The organism is Amycolatopsis sp. NPDC104775 (assembly GCF_055583325.1).
Genome location: NZ_JBVJOE010000004.1, coordinates 790,659 through 804,698 on the forward strand (window position 1 = coordinate 790,659; position 14,040 = coordinate 804,698).

Annotated in this window: 10 protein-coding genes; 7 read left to right on the forward strand and 3 right to left on the reverse strand. The window is 71.8% G+C overall.

Annotated elements, in window-relative coordinates:
- The first annotated feature begins 74 nt into the window (after positions 1-74).
- From infB to ACZ63D_RS22225, 4 genes are all read left to right on the forward strand, one after another.
- A complete protein-coding gene (gene infB / locus ACZ63D_RS22210; RefSeq protein WP_465356310.1) occupies positions 75-3,035 on the forward strand; it encodes a translation initiation factor IF-2 in 2,961 nt (986 codons plus the stop codon).
- Between the two features lie 65 nt (positions 3,036-3,100).
- Positions 3,101-3,394, forward strand: coding sequence for a DUF503 domain-containing protein (locus tag ACZ63D_RS22215; RefSeq protein ID WP_037812533.1), 294 nt, complete (start codon positions 3,101-3,103; stop codon positions 3,392-3,394).
- Between the two features lie 32 nt (positions 3,395-3,426).
- Complete coding sequence (gene rbfA / locus ACZ63D_RS22220; RefSeq protein WP_465356221.1) at positions 3,427-3,900, forward strand: 30S ribosome-binding factor RbfA; 474 nt, start codon at positions 3,427-3,429, stop codon at positions 3,898-3,900.
- Between the two features lie 4 nt (positions 3,901-3,904).
- A complete protein-coding gene (locus ACZ63D_RS22225; protein ID WP_465356222.1) occupies positions 3,905-4,738 on the forward strand; it encodes an alpha/beta hydrolase in 834 nt (277 codons plus the stop codon).
- Between the two features lie 94 nt (positions 4,739-4,832).
- Here ACZ63D_RS22225 and ACZ63D_RS22230 read toward each other — a convergent pair whose 3' ends face one another.
- From ACZ63D_RS22230 to ACZ63D_RS22240, 3 genes are all read right to left on the reverse strand, one after another.
- Complete coding sequence (locus ACZ63D_RS22230) at positions 4,833-5,810, reverse strand: pentapeptide repeat-containing protein (protein ID WP_465356223.1); 978 nt, start codon at positions 5,808-5,810, stop codon at positions 4,833-4,835.
- A complete protein-coding gene (locus ACZ63D_RS22235) occupies positions 5,807-8,929 on the reverse strand; it encodes a hypothetical protein (RefSeq protein ID WP_465356224.1) in 3,123 nt (1,040 codons plus the stop codon). The genes ACZ63D_RS22230 and ACZ63D_RS22235 overlap by 4 nt, the downstream gene beginning before the upstream one ends.
- A 173-nt stretch (positions 8,930-9,102) precedes the next feature.
- A complete protein-coding gene (locus tag ACZ63D_RS22240; RefSeq protein WP_465356225.1) occupies positions 9,103-10,137 on the reverse strand; it encodes a TRM11 family SAM-dependent methyltransferase in 1,035 nt (344 codons plus the stop codon).
- Between the two features lie 25 nt (positions 10,138-10,162).
- Between ACZ63D_RS22240 and ACZ63D_RS22245 the strand changes: the two genes are divergently transcribed.
- From ACZ63D_RS22245 to ACZ63D_RS22255, 3 genes are all read left to right on the forward strand, one after another.
- Complete coding sequence (locus tag ACZ63D_RS22245; RefSeq protein WP_465356226.1) at positions 10,163-11,173, forward strand: DHH family phosphoesterase; 1,011 nt, start codon at positions 10,163-10,165, stop codon at positions 11,171-11,173.
- A gap of 540 nt (positions 11,174-11,713) precedes the next feature.
- Complete coding sequence (locus ACZ63D_RS22250) at positions 11,714-13,051, forward strand: MATE family efflux transporter (protein ID WP_465356227.1); 1,338 nt, start codon at positions 11,714-11,716, stop codon at positions 13,049-13,051.
- 57 nt (positions 13,052-13,108) lie between these two features.
- Positions 13,109-13,930: a PhzF family phenazine biosynthesis protein gene (locus ACZ63D_RS22255; protein ID WP_465356228.1), complete on the forward strand. Its 822-nt coding sequence runs from the start codon at positions 13,109-13,111 to the stop codon at positions 13,928-13,930.
- Positions 13,931-14,040 lie beyond the last annotated feature (110 nt).

Genomic DNA, 14,040 nt, shown 5'->3' on the forward strand with positions numbered 1-14,040 from the left:
TGAAGCCATGAACGCGCGACGATAAGGACGAGGTCAGCGGGTCCCCGCCTGGCCTCCCCTAGATGAGGAGAGCTGTGCCAGGCAAGGCCCGTGTACACGAGCTCGCTAAGGAGCTCGGCATCACCAGCAAAGAAGTTCTCGCCAAGCTGAAGGAGCAGGGCGAGTTCGTGAAGTCCGCGTCGTCCACCGTCGAGGCGCCCGTCGCCCGCCGGCTCCGCGACGCGTACCCCGCCAAGGGCGGGAAGAAGCCCGGTCCCACGCCGGGACCGCGGCCCGCTCCGGCGGCCCCGAAGCCGCCCGCCCCGCAGCAGAGCGCCGCCGCGCAGGCTCCGGCCCAGCCGGCCCCGGCGCAGCAGCAGGCCCCGGCCGTCAAGCCGGGCCCGCAGGCCGCGAAGCCCGCGGCCTCCCCGGGCCCGAAGCCCGGCGGCCCGCGTCCCGGGCCGCGCCCGCCCGCACCGGCCCAGCCGGCCCCGGCGCAGGAGGTCCCGGCCGCCAAGGCCGAGCCCGCCGCGCCCAAGCCGGCCCCGAAGCAGCAGGACTCGTCGTCCGCCGGTTCGGTCGTGCCGCCCAAGCCGCAGGGCCCCAAGCCCGGCGGTCCCAAGCCCGGTCCGCGCACCCCGCGGGTCGGCAACAACCCGTTCGGCGTCGGATCCGGTTCCCCGGCCCCGCGCCCGCCCGCCTCGCGTCCGGGTCCCGGCCAGGGCGGCGACAACCGTCCCCCGCGTCCCGGCGGCGGCCAGGGCGGCGGCGAGCGTCCGCCGCGTCCCGGCGGCGGACAGGGCGGCGGCACCCGGCCGAGCCCGGGCAACATGCCCCCGCGCCCGAACCCCGGCATGATGCCGGGCCGCGCCCGTCCGGCCGGACCGGCCGGCGGCCGAGGCGGCCCCGGCGGCGGCGGTCGTCCCGGTGGCGGCGGCGGTCGTCCTGGCGGCGGTGGCGGCGGCTTCCGCGGCGGCCCCGGCGGCGGTGGCGGTGGCGGCGGCTTCCGTCCCGGTGGCGGCGGCGGTGGCGGCGGAGGCTTCCGTCCGGGCGGCGGCGGTGGCGCCCCGGCCGGCGGCGGCGGTTTCCGCGGCGGCGGCGGCGGTCGTGGCGGCCCCGGCGGCCGCGGCGGCACTGCAGGCGCCTTCGGCCGTCCCGGCGGCCCCTCGCGCAAGGGCCGCAAGTCGAAGCGGCAGAAGCGCCAGGAGTACATGGACAACATGCAGGCGCCCAGCGTCGGCGGCGTCCGCCTGCCCAAGGGCAGCGGCGAGACGATCCGGCTGCCGCGCGGCGCTTCGCTGACCGACTTCGCCGAGAAGATCGACGCCAACCCGGCTTCGCTGGTGCAGGTGCTCTTCCACCTCGGCGAGATGGTCACCGCGACGCAGTCCGTGTCGGACGACATCCTCGAGCTGCTCGGCGGCGAGATGAACTACGTCGTCCAGGTCGTCTCCCCCGAGGAGGAGGACCGCGAGCTGCTGGAGACCTTCGACATCACCTATGGCGAGGACGAGGGCGGCGAGGAGGACCTGCAGGTCCGGCCGCCGGTCGTCACCATCATGGGTCACGTCGACCACGGTAAGACGCGTCTGCTGGACACGATCCGCAAGACGAAGGTCCGCGAGAGCGAGGCCGGCGGGATCACCCAGCACATCGGCGCCTACCAGATCGAGACCGAGCTCGAAGGCGTGCCGCGGCTGATCACCTTCATCGACACCCCGGGTCACGAGGCGTTCACCGCCATGCGTGCCCGAGGCGCGAACTCGACCGACATCGCGGTGATCGTGGTGGCGGCCGACGACGGCGTCATGCCGCAGACGGTGGAGGCGATCAACCACGCGCAGGCCGCGAAGGCCCCGATCGTGGTCGCGATCAACAAGATCGACAAGGAGGGCGCGAACCCGGACAAGATCCGGCAGCAGCTCACCGAGTACAACCTCATCGCCGAGGAATACGGCGGCGACACGATGTTCGTCGAGATCTCCGCGCGGGAGAACATCAACATCGACGGGCTTCTCGAGGCGATCCTGCTGACCGCGGACGCGGCTCTGGACCTGCGGGCCAACCCGGACATGGAGGCCCAGGGCGTCGCGATCGAGGCGCACCTCGACCGCGGCCGCGGCCCGGTGGCCACCGTCCTGGTCCAGCGCGGCACGCTGCGCGTCGGCGACTCGGTCGTGGCGGGCGACGCCTACGGCCGCGTCCGCCGGATGGTCGACGAGCACAACGAGGACGTCACCGAGGCGCTGCCCTCGCGTCCGGTCCAGGTCATCGGGTTCACCTCGGTGCCGGGAGCGGGCGACACCTTCCTGGTGGTCGACGAGGACCGCGTCGCCCGGCAGATCGCCGAGCGCCGCTCCGCCCGCACCCGCAACGCGCTCAACGCGTCGCGCCGCAAGCGGGTCAGCCTCGAGGACCTCGACTCCGCCTTGAAGGAGACGAGCAGCCTCAACCTGATCATCAAGGGCGACAACTCGGGTACCGTCGAAGCGCTCGAAGCGGCGCTGCTGCAGCTGGACGTCGGCGAAGACGTCGAACTGCACGTCGTCCACCGCGGCGTCGGCGGCGTGACCGAATCGGACATCGACCTGGCGACCGCGTCCGACGCGATCGTCCTCGGGTTCAACGTCCGGGCGCAGGGCAAGGCGACCGAGCGGGCCACCCGCGAGGGCGTCGACGTGCGCTACTACACGGTCATCTACCAGGCGATCGAGGAGATCGAGCAGGCTCTCAAGGGCATGCTCAAGCCGGAGTACGAAGAGGTCGAACTGGGCCGCGCCGAGGTCCGGGACGTCTTCAAGTCCTCCAAGATCGGCACGATCGCGGGGTGCCTGGTCATGTCCGGCGAGATCCGGCGCAACGCCAAGGCCCGCCTCCTGCGCGACGGCAACGTCGTCGCGCAGAACCTGCCGATCAACTCGCTGCGCCGGTTCAAGGACGACGTGGTCGAGGTCCGGGAAGGGTACGAGTGCGGTCTCACGCTGGGCTCGTACAGCGACATCAAGGTCGACGACGTGATCGAGACCTACGAACAGCGGGAGAAGCCCCGCGCGTGAGCCAACGGTCCGGGGTGTGCCGAGCGCACACCCCGGACCGCGCTCGCGGCACAACTTCGCTGCCTATGTTTGTCGGAGCCTTGGAGCTCGACCTGCTGCTCGACGACGTGCATTCGTTGAAGCAGAAACGATCCGTGGTGCGGCCCGTGGTGGCCGAACTGCGGAAACGCTTTTCCGTCTCGGTCGCCGAGGCGGGACATCTGGACCTGCACCGGCGCGCGCTCATCGGCGTCGCCGCGGTCGCCCCCGACGGCGAGCACATCCGGGACGTGCTCGACGCGTGCGAGCGGTTCGCGGCCGGACGCCCGGAGTTCGAACTGCTTTCCGCGCGCCGCCGGCTGCTCGGCCCGGACGACTAGCACCCGGAAATCCGGAGAAGGAGACCTCAGCCATGGCCGATCCCGCTCGGGCACGCAAGCTCGCCAAGCGGATCTCGCAGATCGTGGCCTCGGCGATCGAACACGACGTCAAGGACCCGCGACTGGGCGCGGTGACCATCACCGACGCCCGCGTCACTGCGGACCTGCACGACGCCACGGTGTACTACACGGTGCTCGGCGAAACCGTCGACGCGGAGCCGGACTTCGCGAGCGCCGCCGCCGCGCTGGAGGCCGCACGCGGCGTCCTGCGCACGAAGGTGGGACAGGGCACCGGCGTCCGCTACACCCCGACGCTCACCTTCGTCGCGGACAGCGTCCCGGACGACGCCCGCCGCATCGAAGAACTGCTCGCGAAGGCGCGCGAATCGGACGCGGAGGTGGCGCGCCGGGCGACCGGAGCCCAGCCTGCGGGCGAAGCGGACCCGTACAAGGCTCCTCGCACCGAAGAGGACGAGGAGCAAGCAGAAGAGGAGACGCGCGGCTGAAACGATGCGGTCAAAGCCCGGTGTCACGCGACGCGGCCTGCTGCTCGGCAGTGCCGCGGCGCTCGTCTCCGCCTGCACCGGGCGCTCCGCCCCGGTGGTTGCGCCGACCTCGGCTGCCCCGGCCTCCAGCCCGTCGCCCCTGAAAGCGTCGGTCACGATCCACCGCAGGCACTCCGCGGCCCGCGGCCGGGACGTCGACGTAGTGCTCGTGACGCCCGAGGGCGTCCCCAGCACCGGCCTGCCGGTGTGCGTCGCATTGCACGGCCGCGGGTCCACCGCCCGCACCTTCCTGGACCTGGACCTGCCCGCGGCCCTCACCGGCGCGGTCCGGTCCGGGACCCCGGCGTTCGCGGTCGTCGCGGTCGACGGCAGCCACTACTGGATGCCCGAGGACGGCGACGACCCGCACCGCATGCTCACCGACGAACTCCCCGGCTGGCTGTCCGAATCCGGGCTCCGCCCGATGACCGGCCTCTTCGGCATCTCGATGGGCGGCTTCGGAGCACTGAACCTGGCCCGCCGCCGCCGCGATGTGACCGCAGTGGCCACCTGCAGCGCGGCGCTGTTCCGCACCTGGCCGGAGGCCCGGACCCGGCACGTCTTCCCGGCGCAGGACGACTGGGCGGCCGCCGAACCGCTGCGGCACCTGGACGAACTCCCGTCCCGCGGCCTCGGCGTGTGGTGCGGCGACGGGGATCCGTTCCTGGCCGCCAACCGGAAGCTGATCAGCGGAGCCAAGCCGGAGGTCTCGCGGATCACGCCGGGGGAGCACACCGAGGAGTACTGGAAGGGCGTGCTGCCCGAGGTGCTGCGGTTCGTCGGGCCGCGCCTGAAATAGCGGATCACCGGTTCGGGTGGCCGGGGTTGTGTATGCAAGTGATAACACGACTACTCGACGCCGTGGACAGCGATCGAGCGCGAGAAGCGGCGGGCTACTCGGCAGCCAGGTCCGGCGGCAGCTTCGTCGCGGGATCCGTGACGGCCAGCCGCAGCGAGTCCCGGCCGAGGCCGCGCACGGACGTCAGGTCGACCCCGGACAGGACGGCGCCGGCGAACACCGCGCCGGAGACGTCCGCACGCGTCAAGACCGCTCCGGTCAGATCGGCCTTGCCGAGATCGGCGCGGGCCAGGGAGGCTTCGGTCAGATCGGCGCCCCGGAGGCAGGCGCCCGCGAGCACCGCGCCCCGCAGGTCCGCGCGGCGGCAGTGGGCGTGCTCGAGCGTCGCCCCGGACAGGTTCGCGCCCGCCAGCTGGGCCGAGGTCAGGATCGCGGCGGAGAAATCGGCTCGGTCGAGCCGTGCCCCGGTGAAGTCCGCGCCAGGCAGCCTCGCCGCGGCGAAGCACGCGGCACGAAGATCGGCCAGCCGCAGTTCCGCCCCCGGCAGCTGGACGCGGACGAGATCGAGCCGCGTCCGCGGAGGCGGCGGGTGAGCGCGGAGAGCCTGCAGTGCGACCCGGACGTCCATCGGCAGCGGTTCGCCGGCCGCGCGATGGCTGCGGAGAAAGTCCGTCAGGGTTTCGACGATCCGGCCCCGGTCGCGGGGCGAGTCCTCGTACATTCTTTCCAGCGTCCGGACCCCGCCCGCTCGCGTCGAAGGGTGCTCTGCGGCGAGATGGCCGATCGCCGTGGCGTAGGTGTCGGTGACCTGCTTGTCCCGGTCGAGCAGAAGCTTCCGGACCGCGACCCACACCGGGACGCCGAGGCCAAGCGGCGTAAGAAAACCGGCGATCTGCCCGCGAATGCCGTTGAGGACGGCTGCCCGCTCAGCGACCGCGAGGTGCGCGACGTCGGCGCCGGCGATCCAGGACACCAGCGGCCCGAGCAGGAACCACAGCGCCGAGACCGCCCCGGCGGCTCCGGTCGCCGCGACAGCCAGCGTCCGGAGCCGGCGATGCCGTGCACCTCTCACCGCGCATCCTCGGGAAAGGCCGGAACAGCCCAGCCTCCCGCGATTTCCCCCCGCGCGTCGAGCCCGTATTTCCGGAACTGCTTGTGATTCCAGTCCGGGTTTTCCGCGGACGCGAGACAATGGTCGATGCGCGTTCGCGCGCCCGGGTGGCCGTAGGCGAGCGCGGTGCAGTAGAGGTCCAGGACGCGGCCTGGTTTGCGGGCGTTGCGGCGGAGATCGGCCAGCAGGACATGGGATTCGATGTCGCCGCCGCGCACCCCGCGCTCCGCGAGATCCCAGGCCGTGCGGAGATTTTCCCGGGCCCGGCCGAGGTTTTCCGGTGCCGTGTCGAGATTGCCGTGCAGGAGGAACCCCCGGGCGACGCCCGCCACGGCACTGAAATCGCCGTCCGCGATCTGCTGCTCGACCATCCGCTCCGCTTCGTCCAGCTCTCCCAGCCCGGCAAGGGTTTCCGCCCGCAGGCCTTGCAGCCGGGCGGACGTGCGAGTGCTCTCGGAACTGAGCAGCTGGATCGCCTCGGCGAAGCTTTGGCGTTTCAGCAAAAGATGCACCGCCCGCTCCCTGGCCAGCACCGACCCGGCATGGGCGGCTTCGGAATAGAGCCCGGAAGCCACGACCAGAAGAGCGGACGACGCGAGTTCCACCCCGGACCCGCTCACGGTCGCCCGGTCCGTCCCGTCGGGCCGGAGGCTGTCGGCCTCGACGAGCGCGTCGGCGACCCAGAGCAACGCGTGCGCGTGCGAAACATCCTTGCGTGCGCGATAAGCCTCCACCAGGTTCCCGGCATAGGCCTCAGTGAGATGCCGAGCGACCGGGGCCAGCACGCCAGCTGCCAGCGGAACCGTTCCGACGTACCATTTCAGCGCTTCGGCGATCAGCTCGGAATACTCAGATTCCTCGGTTTTCCTGGATTCTCCGAACCTGCACAGCAGCAGGGCGATCTCCGCGGGGTCCGGCGCGTCGCCCGCTCGCTGAGCGTTCCGGTAGCACCCGGCGGCGTCGTCCAGCAGACCGTGCCGGGCGGCAGCGAGTGCGGCGGCGCCCAGCGCACGAGGTTCGTGTTCGGCGGCCTCGTAGTAGCAATCGAGTGCCTTCCGGGGAAGACCCGAGGCGGAGTAAGCGTCGCCGACCGCGATCAGCGGCACCGCGTCGCCCTCGGCCGCGCACGCGAAGGCGAGCTGCTGGGCGGCAGGTTTCAGACCCGCGCTCAGGTTTATCCGCACCGCGGCGGCCAGCGCGCCCGGAACGTCGTACTGCCGCGCGGTCGCCACCCAGTCGAGCGCGTCTTCCAGCTGGCCTGCCGAAGCCAGCACGCGGGCGCCGAGAAGGTACGCGTCGTGCCGGCCGTGCCCGGTCGCTTCCGCCGAGAGCATGGCGACCGCCGCGCCGGGGCCGGCCGCGTCGACTGTCAGGTCCGTGATCATGGGCAGCAGGTCGAGCCCGGTGCGTTCGCCGAGCCCGGTCAGGTAGCGCACCGCTTCGCCGAGCTTGGCCTCCCGGCGTCTTCGTTCCTCGCCCCGCTCCTGCGGCGTCAACGGGGAACGGCCCGGCGGTCGCGGAGGCGAGTCCTCCCGGAACGCGATGCCTTCGGCCACGACCGCCGCCGAATGTAGATCTCCCTTCTCGGCGAGCCGCCGATGGATGGCCAGCGCCTTGTGCGACTGGTTGAGCTGGGTGTGCGCGACCGCCACCAGCACTTCAGCGGAAAGGTTTCCCTCGGCGACGAGCGGGCCGAGCCAGTCGATGACGTCTTTGGGCCGCTTGGCGGCGAAAAGCATCCTGGATCCTTCGCCTATGGCGTTCTCCACGTCGTCCGGATCGGTGCTGGTCCGCGCGACCGTTTCGTACTGGCTCAGCGCGTCGTCGATCCGGCCCGCTCTCGCCAGCAGCGCGGCGAGTTGGATGCGTGCGCGAGGGAATCCGTTCTCGGCGGCCTTCGCGTAGAAGCGAGCACTCAATTCCAGCAGGTGGCGTTTTTCGCATTCTGTCGCCAGCGCGAGACAGTTTTCCGGGTCCGCCTGCTCCAGCAGCACCGGCCATACCCGGTCGTCCGGCAGAACCAGCTTCGCCGCGCCGGTCACGTGGTGCCGCTCGAGCGACGGCGCGAGGCCGTACGAGTCCGCCGTCGAGCCGGGGCCGCCGGACTTCCGGACCAAGACCGCCGCCCCGCCGGGCACCGGCTCGGTCAGCTCGCTCACCGCTTCGGCGAACCACTCGGCCGAATCGGGCGAATGGGTTCCGAGAACGGCCTGCGCGCCCCGGCGCACAAGATCCTCCGGCAGCCATGGGCCGTGTCCGGCGTGCCGGGCCGCGATCAGGAAGTCCAGCAGCGCGCGAGCTTCCAGGCCCGCGTCGCGGTACCGCGCGTGAAGTTCCGGTTCGGCGACGAGAGTCTGAATCACGCGGCCGTCCGGTGCGCTCGCCGCCGCTTCGGCCAGCCTCGGTTCAGGAGAATCGCGCGCCTTACCGAGTTCGATCTTGGTGAAGGACTCGGCCACCCGGATGACAGTTCCCTGCCGCAGGAGAAGCTGGACGTTGGGCCGGTCCGGGCTCGTCGGTTTCCGGCCGGGCGGCGCGTTGAGCGTTTTCCAGCTCTCGCGGGTCAGAGTGATCAGGATCAGGCAGGGGGCGCGGGTCTCGTCGCCGAGAAGAGTGCGCAGGCAGCGGGCGACGCGGTCGTCGAGTTCGGCGTCGCCGGACAAGAGGCACCGCTCGGCGGCCGGAAGCCACACCACCGTCCAGGGAGCCAGCCCGCTCTCGTTCGCCAGCAGCTCTTCCGGCGTGCAGGGACTGAGGCCTGGCCAGATCATCCAGTGGCGGAGAAGGAAGGACCCGTCGTCGTTCGCGCGGATCGCCTCCCACAGCGCACGTTTCTTCCCCGTTGCTGGATCGCCGATAAGAATGGCCATCCGGCTCGTCCCGCCCGCAGCCGCCGCGATGACGGTTTCCAGTTCCGCATCGTGTTTCCGCGGGAAGTAGATCGTCGTTTCCGGCGCCGTGCGGCCGTACCGGCCGTCGTCGCCCAAGGGAAAGATGCCGAGCTGATCCGGAGTGCAGGTCGCCAGGGGAACCGCGGGTACGGAGAGGAGGGCCGGGGGTGGCTGCGCTGTGGTGTCCATCTCTCGCCCGAGACTGCCGGACCTCGATGCTGCCGTGCCAGTTCCGGTCCGCGCGTTCGGCGAGCGGTCAACTCTGGGGGGTGAATGAGCGGCGAAATTCGCTCGCGCCGAACCCTCGTTCACTCATTTCGGTGAACAATTCTTGCGCCCGGTAACGCTATTCCCCGATCGATTCAGCCGGGCTTTCCGGCGACCACCAGATCGCGCACGATCGCCTGATCCACCCGGTGCGCCAGCTCCTCGTACGGCCCGCCGGACCGCACCGCCAGCCCCGCCCGTTCCAGGATCGCCACCAGTTCCTCGCGCGGCAGCACGTGCGTGTTCCACGAGATCCCCATCGCCCCGCCGGGCCGCAGCACCCGGTTCCACACCGGGATCGCCGCCGCGAGCAAGTCGCGCGGGCTGCGGGCCAGGCCGGTGTCGCGGTGGCTGCCGTGCTGCACGCCGTACGGCGCGTCGGTCACGATGAGGTCCACGGACGCGGGCCGGAGGACCTCGTCGGTGGTCAGGGTGTCCGCGTTGAGGTAGCTGAGCCGCCGGGTGCGGCCGGCCTTGTAGGCGTCCTTGTCGAACGCGTACTCGATGTCCAGCCTGCGGCCGAGGCGGACCTTGTTGCGGCGCAGCTGCCCGGATTCCGCGGTGTGCTTCACGCGCTTCGTGCGCAGCCACGTTTTCACGAACTGTTCGTACGCTTCGAAATCGCGCTCGTCGACGTCGAGGCCGGTCGCGTCGAAGCCGTACATCACGGCCTGGTTGAGCGTCGTGCCGCGGCCGCACAAGGGGTCGAGCACGTGCAGTTCCCGGTCCGGCCAGTCCGCGGGCCGCGCGGTCGCCAGCAGGGTGAGGTTGAGCAGCAGCTTGGTGAACTGCTCGTTGGTCTTGCCCGGGTACTTCTGGATGGTCAGCAGATCGGAGTCCGCCTTCGCCAGCGGGTGCACGGCGACCGGCCGCAGCACGCCGTCGCCCAGCTCGAACAGGGCGTACAGCGAGGACAGGTTCGACAGCAGCGCCAAGTCGCGCTCGCCGAGCGGCGCCGCGCAGGCGAATTTCACGTACCCGACACCGCCGAGTTCGATCTCTTCGATCGCCGACACCTCGGCGGAAAGACCAGCGCCGAAGGCCGCCAGTTCGGCGCGCAGCAGCGCCGGTGACGAGGCGGCGTACACGCGGTTGGCGGAAGGCAGAACGAGAATCACGTACTCAGGCATCCCGCAGAGCGTAGCGTGACACTTCGTGACAGCTTCCCTGGTACAGGACATCGAGGCCGCCGCCGCACTGCTGGCCGGGGCCACTGACGTGACGCTGCTCGGACACGTGCGTCCCGACGCCGACGCCCTCGGCAGCGCGCTGGCGCTCGGCCACGTGCTGCATCAACGGGGCGCGCGCGTGCGGGTCGCCTTCGGCGAGCCTGACGAGGCCCCGGAAACGCTGGCCTGGCTGGACGTCGACGGCCTGATCACCCCGGTCGACGACCTCCCGCCGACGGACGGCCTGCTGGTCGCCCTGGACACTCCGACGCTGGCGCGCCTGGGCAGGCTCGCCCCGCGAGTCGCCGCGGTCCGCGAGGCGGGCGGTTCGGTCCTGGTCGTCGACCACCACGCGACGAACGGCCGCTACGGCACCCATCACGTCGTGGACGACACCGCCGAAGCGACGGCGATCCTGATCACCCGCATCGTCGAGGCGATGGGCGTGGACCTGGACGCGGCCGCCGCGCGCTGCCTGTACGCCGGAGTGGTCACCGACACCAGCGGCTTCCGCCGGGCCAGCCCCGAAACGCACCGGATCGCCGCCCGCCTCCTGGAAGCCGGAGCCGACCCGGGCGAGGTGGCCCGCCGGATCGTCGACGACCATCCGTTCGCGTGGCTGCCCATGCTGGCGACAGTGCTGTCCGAGGCACGTCTGGAACCCGAAGCGGCACAAGGATTCGGCTTCGTCCACACGGTAGTGCGCGCGGCCGCGGCGGCGACGGTGCGGCTCGAAGAAGTCGAGTCGGTGATCGATGTCGTACGCGCGACTCGGGAGGCCGGGGTCGCGGCGGTGTTGAAGGAGGCCGGTCCGGGTCCAGTGTGGACGGTCTCGTTGCGCTCGGCCGGTGACATCGATGTGTCCGCCGCTGCCGCGGAGTTCGGCGGGGGAGGGCACCGGATGGCGGCGGGCTGCACCGCGGAGGGTCCGGCGGAAGAGGTGCTGGACCGGTTGCGGGAGGCGCTCGGGAGGGCGCCGCTGCTGCGGGCTTCCTGATCCGGGCGTCTGGCGCGGGTTCGCCAGCGCCCCTGGAGACCGCATGCCGAATCCCGCGGCCTGCGACAGCCGTCCGCGGGAGATGCGTCCCGCTCCGGGGCGCTGGCGGTCCGCCGCGCGCGGCCAAGGTGATCCGGCTCGACGCCTGACCGGGCTGGCCGCTCGACCACAGCTTCTGTCGAGCGGCCGGTTCCCGACCCGAAGGAAACTGCCCCCGGCCGGGCTTCCGGATGCGCCCGCCCGGCACGCCCGCAGACGACGCCGAGCTGGGAGAGCGTTCCTGCCCTGGACGCCGCCACTCACCGGCGTGTTCGCAGCCAAAAGCCGAACCGCCCTGCTGAAACGCCGCCGGTGTTCCCAGGCATGCCCCCAGCCAAAGCCGAGCCGCCCGGACAACCCTCCCGCATCCCGGGAATCCACCGCGCTCCCAGCAGAATCCCATTGCCCCGCAACCGCATTCCCCGGCTCCCGGCACCCGCCTCGGTGAACCCCGCCCTCCGGTCCGCCGGAATTGTCGGACCCGGTGGCTACTCTCGTCCCGTGTCCGAAAACGCCACGACCACCGCCGTCAGCGGTGACCGCATCCCGCCCCGCCGAGTGTTCGGCCTCGCCGTGCCCGCGCTCGGCGTGCTCGCCGCCGAGCCGCTCTACGTGCTGGTCGACACCGCCGTCGTCGGCCATCTCGGGGCGTTGCCGCTCGCCGGCCTCGCGCTGGGCGGCGTCGTGCTGTCGCAGGTCTCCACGCAGCTCACCTTCCTGTCCTACGGCACCACCTCGCGCACCGCGCGGCTGCACGGCGCGGGCAGGCGTTCGGACGCGGTCCGCGAAGGCGTGCAGGCCACCTGGCTCGCCGTGCTGGTCGGGCTGGTGCTGCTCGTCGCGGGGCAACTGCTGGCCGGGCCGATCGCCCGCGCGCTTTCGGGCAGCGACGAGATCGCCGCGGCGGCCGTGTCCTGGCTGCGCATCGCGTTGTTCGGGGCACCGCTGATCCTCGTCACGATGGCGGGCAACGGCTGGATGCGCGGCGTGCAGGACGCCACCCGTCCGCTGCGCTATGTGCTGGCGGGCAACGGAATCTCCGCGGTGTTGTGCCCGGTGCTCGTGTACGTCGCCGATCTCGGGCTGGAGGGGTCGGCGATCGCGAACGTCGTCGCGCAGGTCGTGTCCGCGTCGATGTTCGTCGCCGCGCTGGTGCGGGAAAAAGTGCCGCTGCGGCCGGATTTCCCGGTGATGCGGGCACAGCTGGGTCTCGGCCGGGACCTGGTGCTGCGCAGTTTCGCGTTCCAGGCGTGCTTCGTGTCCGCTGCCGCGGTGGCCGCGCGCACCTCGACCGAGGCGGTCGGGGCGCATCAGGTGGTCCTGCAGCTCTGGACGTTCCTGTCCCTGGTGCTCGATTCGGTCGCGATCGCCGCCCAATCGCTCGTCGGCGCGGCGCTCGGCGCGGGAGCGGCGCGGCAGGCGCGCGGGGTGGCCACGCAGATCACCGGATACGGCCTGGTCTTCGGCTGTTTCCTGGGCGTGCTGTTCGCGGCGTTGTGGAGCGTCCTGCCGCACGCGTTCACGTCCGATCCGGGGGTGCTCGGCGAAATCCCGCACGCCTGGTGGTTCTTCGTTGCGCTGCAACCGATCGCGGGTGTGGTGTTCGCTCTCGACGGCGTCCTCCTCGGCGCCGGGGACGCCGCCTTCCTCCGCACCGCGACGCTCGTCAGCGCAGGGCTCGGGTTCCTGCCGCTGATCTGGCTTTCGCTGGCGCTGGGCTGGGGGCTGACCGGGATCTGGAGCGGATTGTCGCTGTTCATGGTGTTCCGGCTGGCGGCGGTGGTGGCGCGATGGCGGTCCGGGCGGTGGGCCGTGGTCGGTGCGGTGCGGGAGGCGTGATGGCGTAACGGCGAAACCCGCTCGCCGCCCTCGCCCGGCGGATGCGAGGGTGGGCGCATGCCGAAGTTCACCCAGGTCGACGTCTTCACCGACGAGCTCACCCGCGGCAACGCGCTCGCTGTCGTGCACGGCGCGGACGGGCTGTCCGACGAGCGGATGGCCGCGTTCGCCCGCTGGACGAACCTCAGCGAGACCACGTTCCTGCTGGAGCCGTCCGATCCGGCCGCCGACTACCGCGTGCGGATCTTCACGCCGCACGGCGAGCTGCCGTTCGCCGGGCATCCGACGCTCGGGTCGGCGCGGGCGTGGCTGGCCGCCGGGGGAGAGCCGAAGGCCGGGCACCTCGCACAGGAATGCGGGGCCGGGCTGGTCCGGGTGCGCCGCGACGGCGACCGGCTGGCGTTCGCCGCGCCTCCGCTGCGTCGCGGCGGCCCGGTGGACGACGCGGATCTCGCCGCGGTGAAGCGCGGACTGCACCTCGGCGACGCCGACGTCCTCGACGCGCGCTGGGCGGACAACGGCCCCGGCTGGGTCGCGCTGCTGCTGCGCGACGCGGCGGCCGTCCTCGCGATCGAGCCGGACTTCGGCGCGCTCGGCTCGTTCAAGGTGGGCGTCGCCGGTGCGCAGCCAGCCGGCTCCGAAACGGCGTTCGAGGTCCGCGCGTTCAGCGACGTCGTCGAGGACCCGGTCACCGGCAGCCTCAACGCGGCACTCGGCCAGTGGCTGATCAGCGAGGGCATCGCGCCCGAGTCGTACGTCGCGGCGCAGGGCACGCGGCTCGGCAGGCGCGGGCGGGTGCACGTCGAACGAGACGGCGACGACGTGTGGGTCGGCGGCGAGACGGTGGTCGGGATCCGGGGCGAGGTGGACCTGTGGTGAAGCACACTCCGGTTACGGCTATGTATCGAGGTTGCTGAGGCGATACAACTATCGAGGCGGCAGCGTCGTCGTCCTCCTCTGTCCCGACGCTCGCCCGCACTCTGGAGGAT

What these genes read in the sequence shown, in the direction of transcription:
- ACZ63D_RS22215 (WP_037812533.1), top strand. Translation starts at nt 3,101, where the DNA reads ATGTTTGTCGGAGCCTTGGAGCTCGACCTGCTGCTCGACGACGTGCAT.
- rbfA (WP_465356221.1), top strand. Translation starts at nt 3,427, where the DNA reads ATGGCCGATCCCGCTCGGGCACGCAAGCTCGCCAAGCGGATCTCGCAG.
- ACZ63D_RS22225 (WP_465356222.1), top strand. Translation starts at nt 3,905, where the DNA reads ATGCGGTCAAAGCCCGGTGTCACGCGACGCGGCCTGCTGCTCGGCAGT.
- ACZ63D_RS22235 (WP_465356224.1), bottom strand. Translation starts at nt 8,929, where the DNA reads ATGGACACCACAGCGCAGCCACCCCCGGCCCTCCTCTCCGTACCCGCG.
- ACZ63D_RS22240 (WP_465356225.1), bottom strand. Translation starts at nt 10,137, where the DNA reads ATGCCTGAGTACGTGATTCTCGTTCTGCCTTCCGCCAACCGCGTGTAC.
- ACZ63D_RS22255 (WP_465356228.1), top strand. Translation starts at nt 13,109, where the DNA reads ATGCCGAAGTTCACCCAGGTCGACGTCTTCACCGACGAGCTCACCCGC.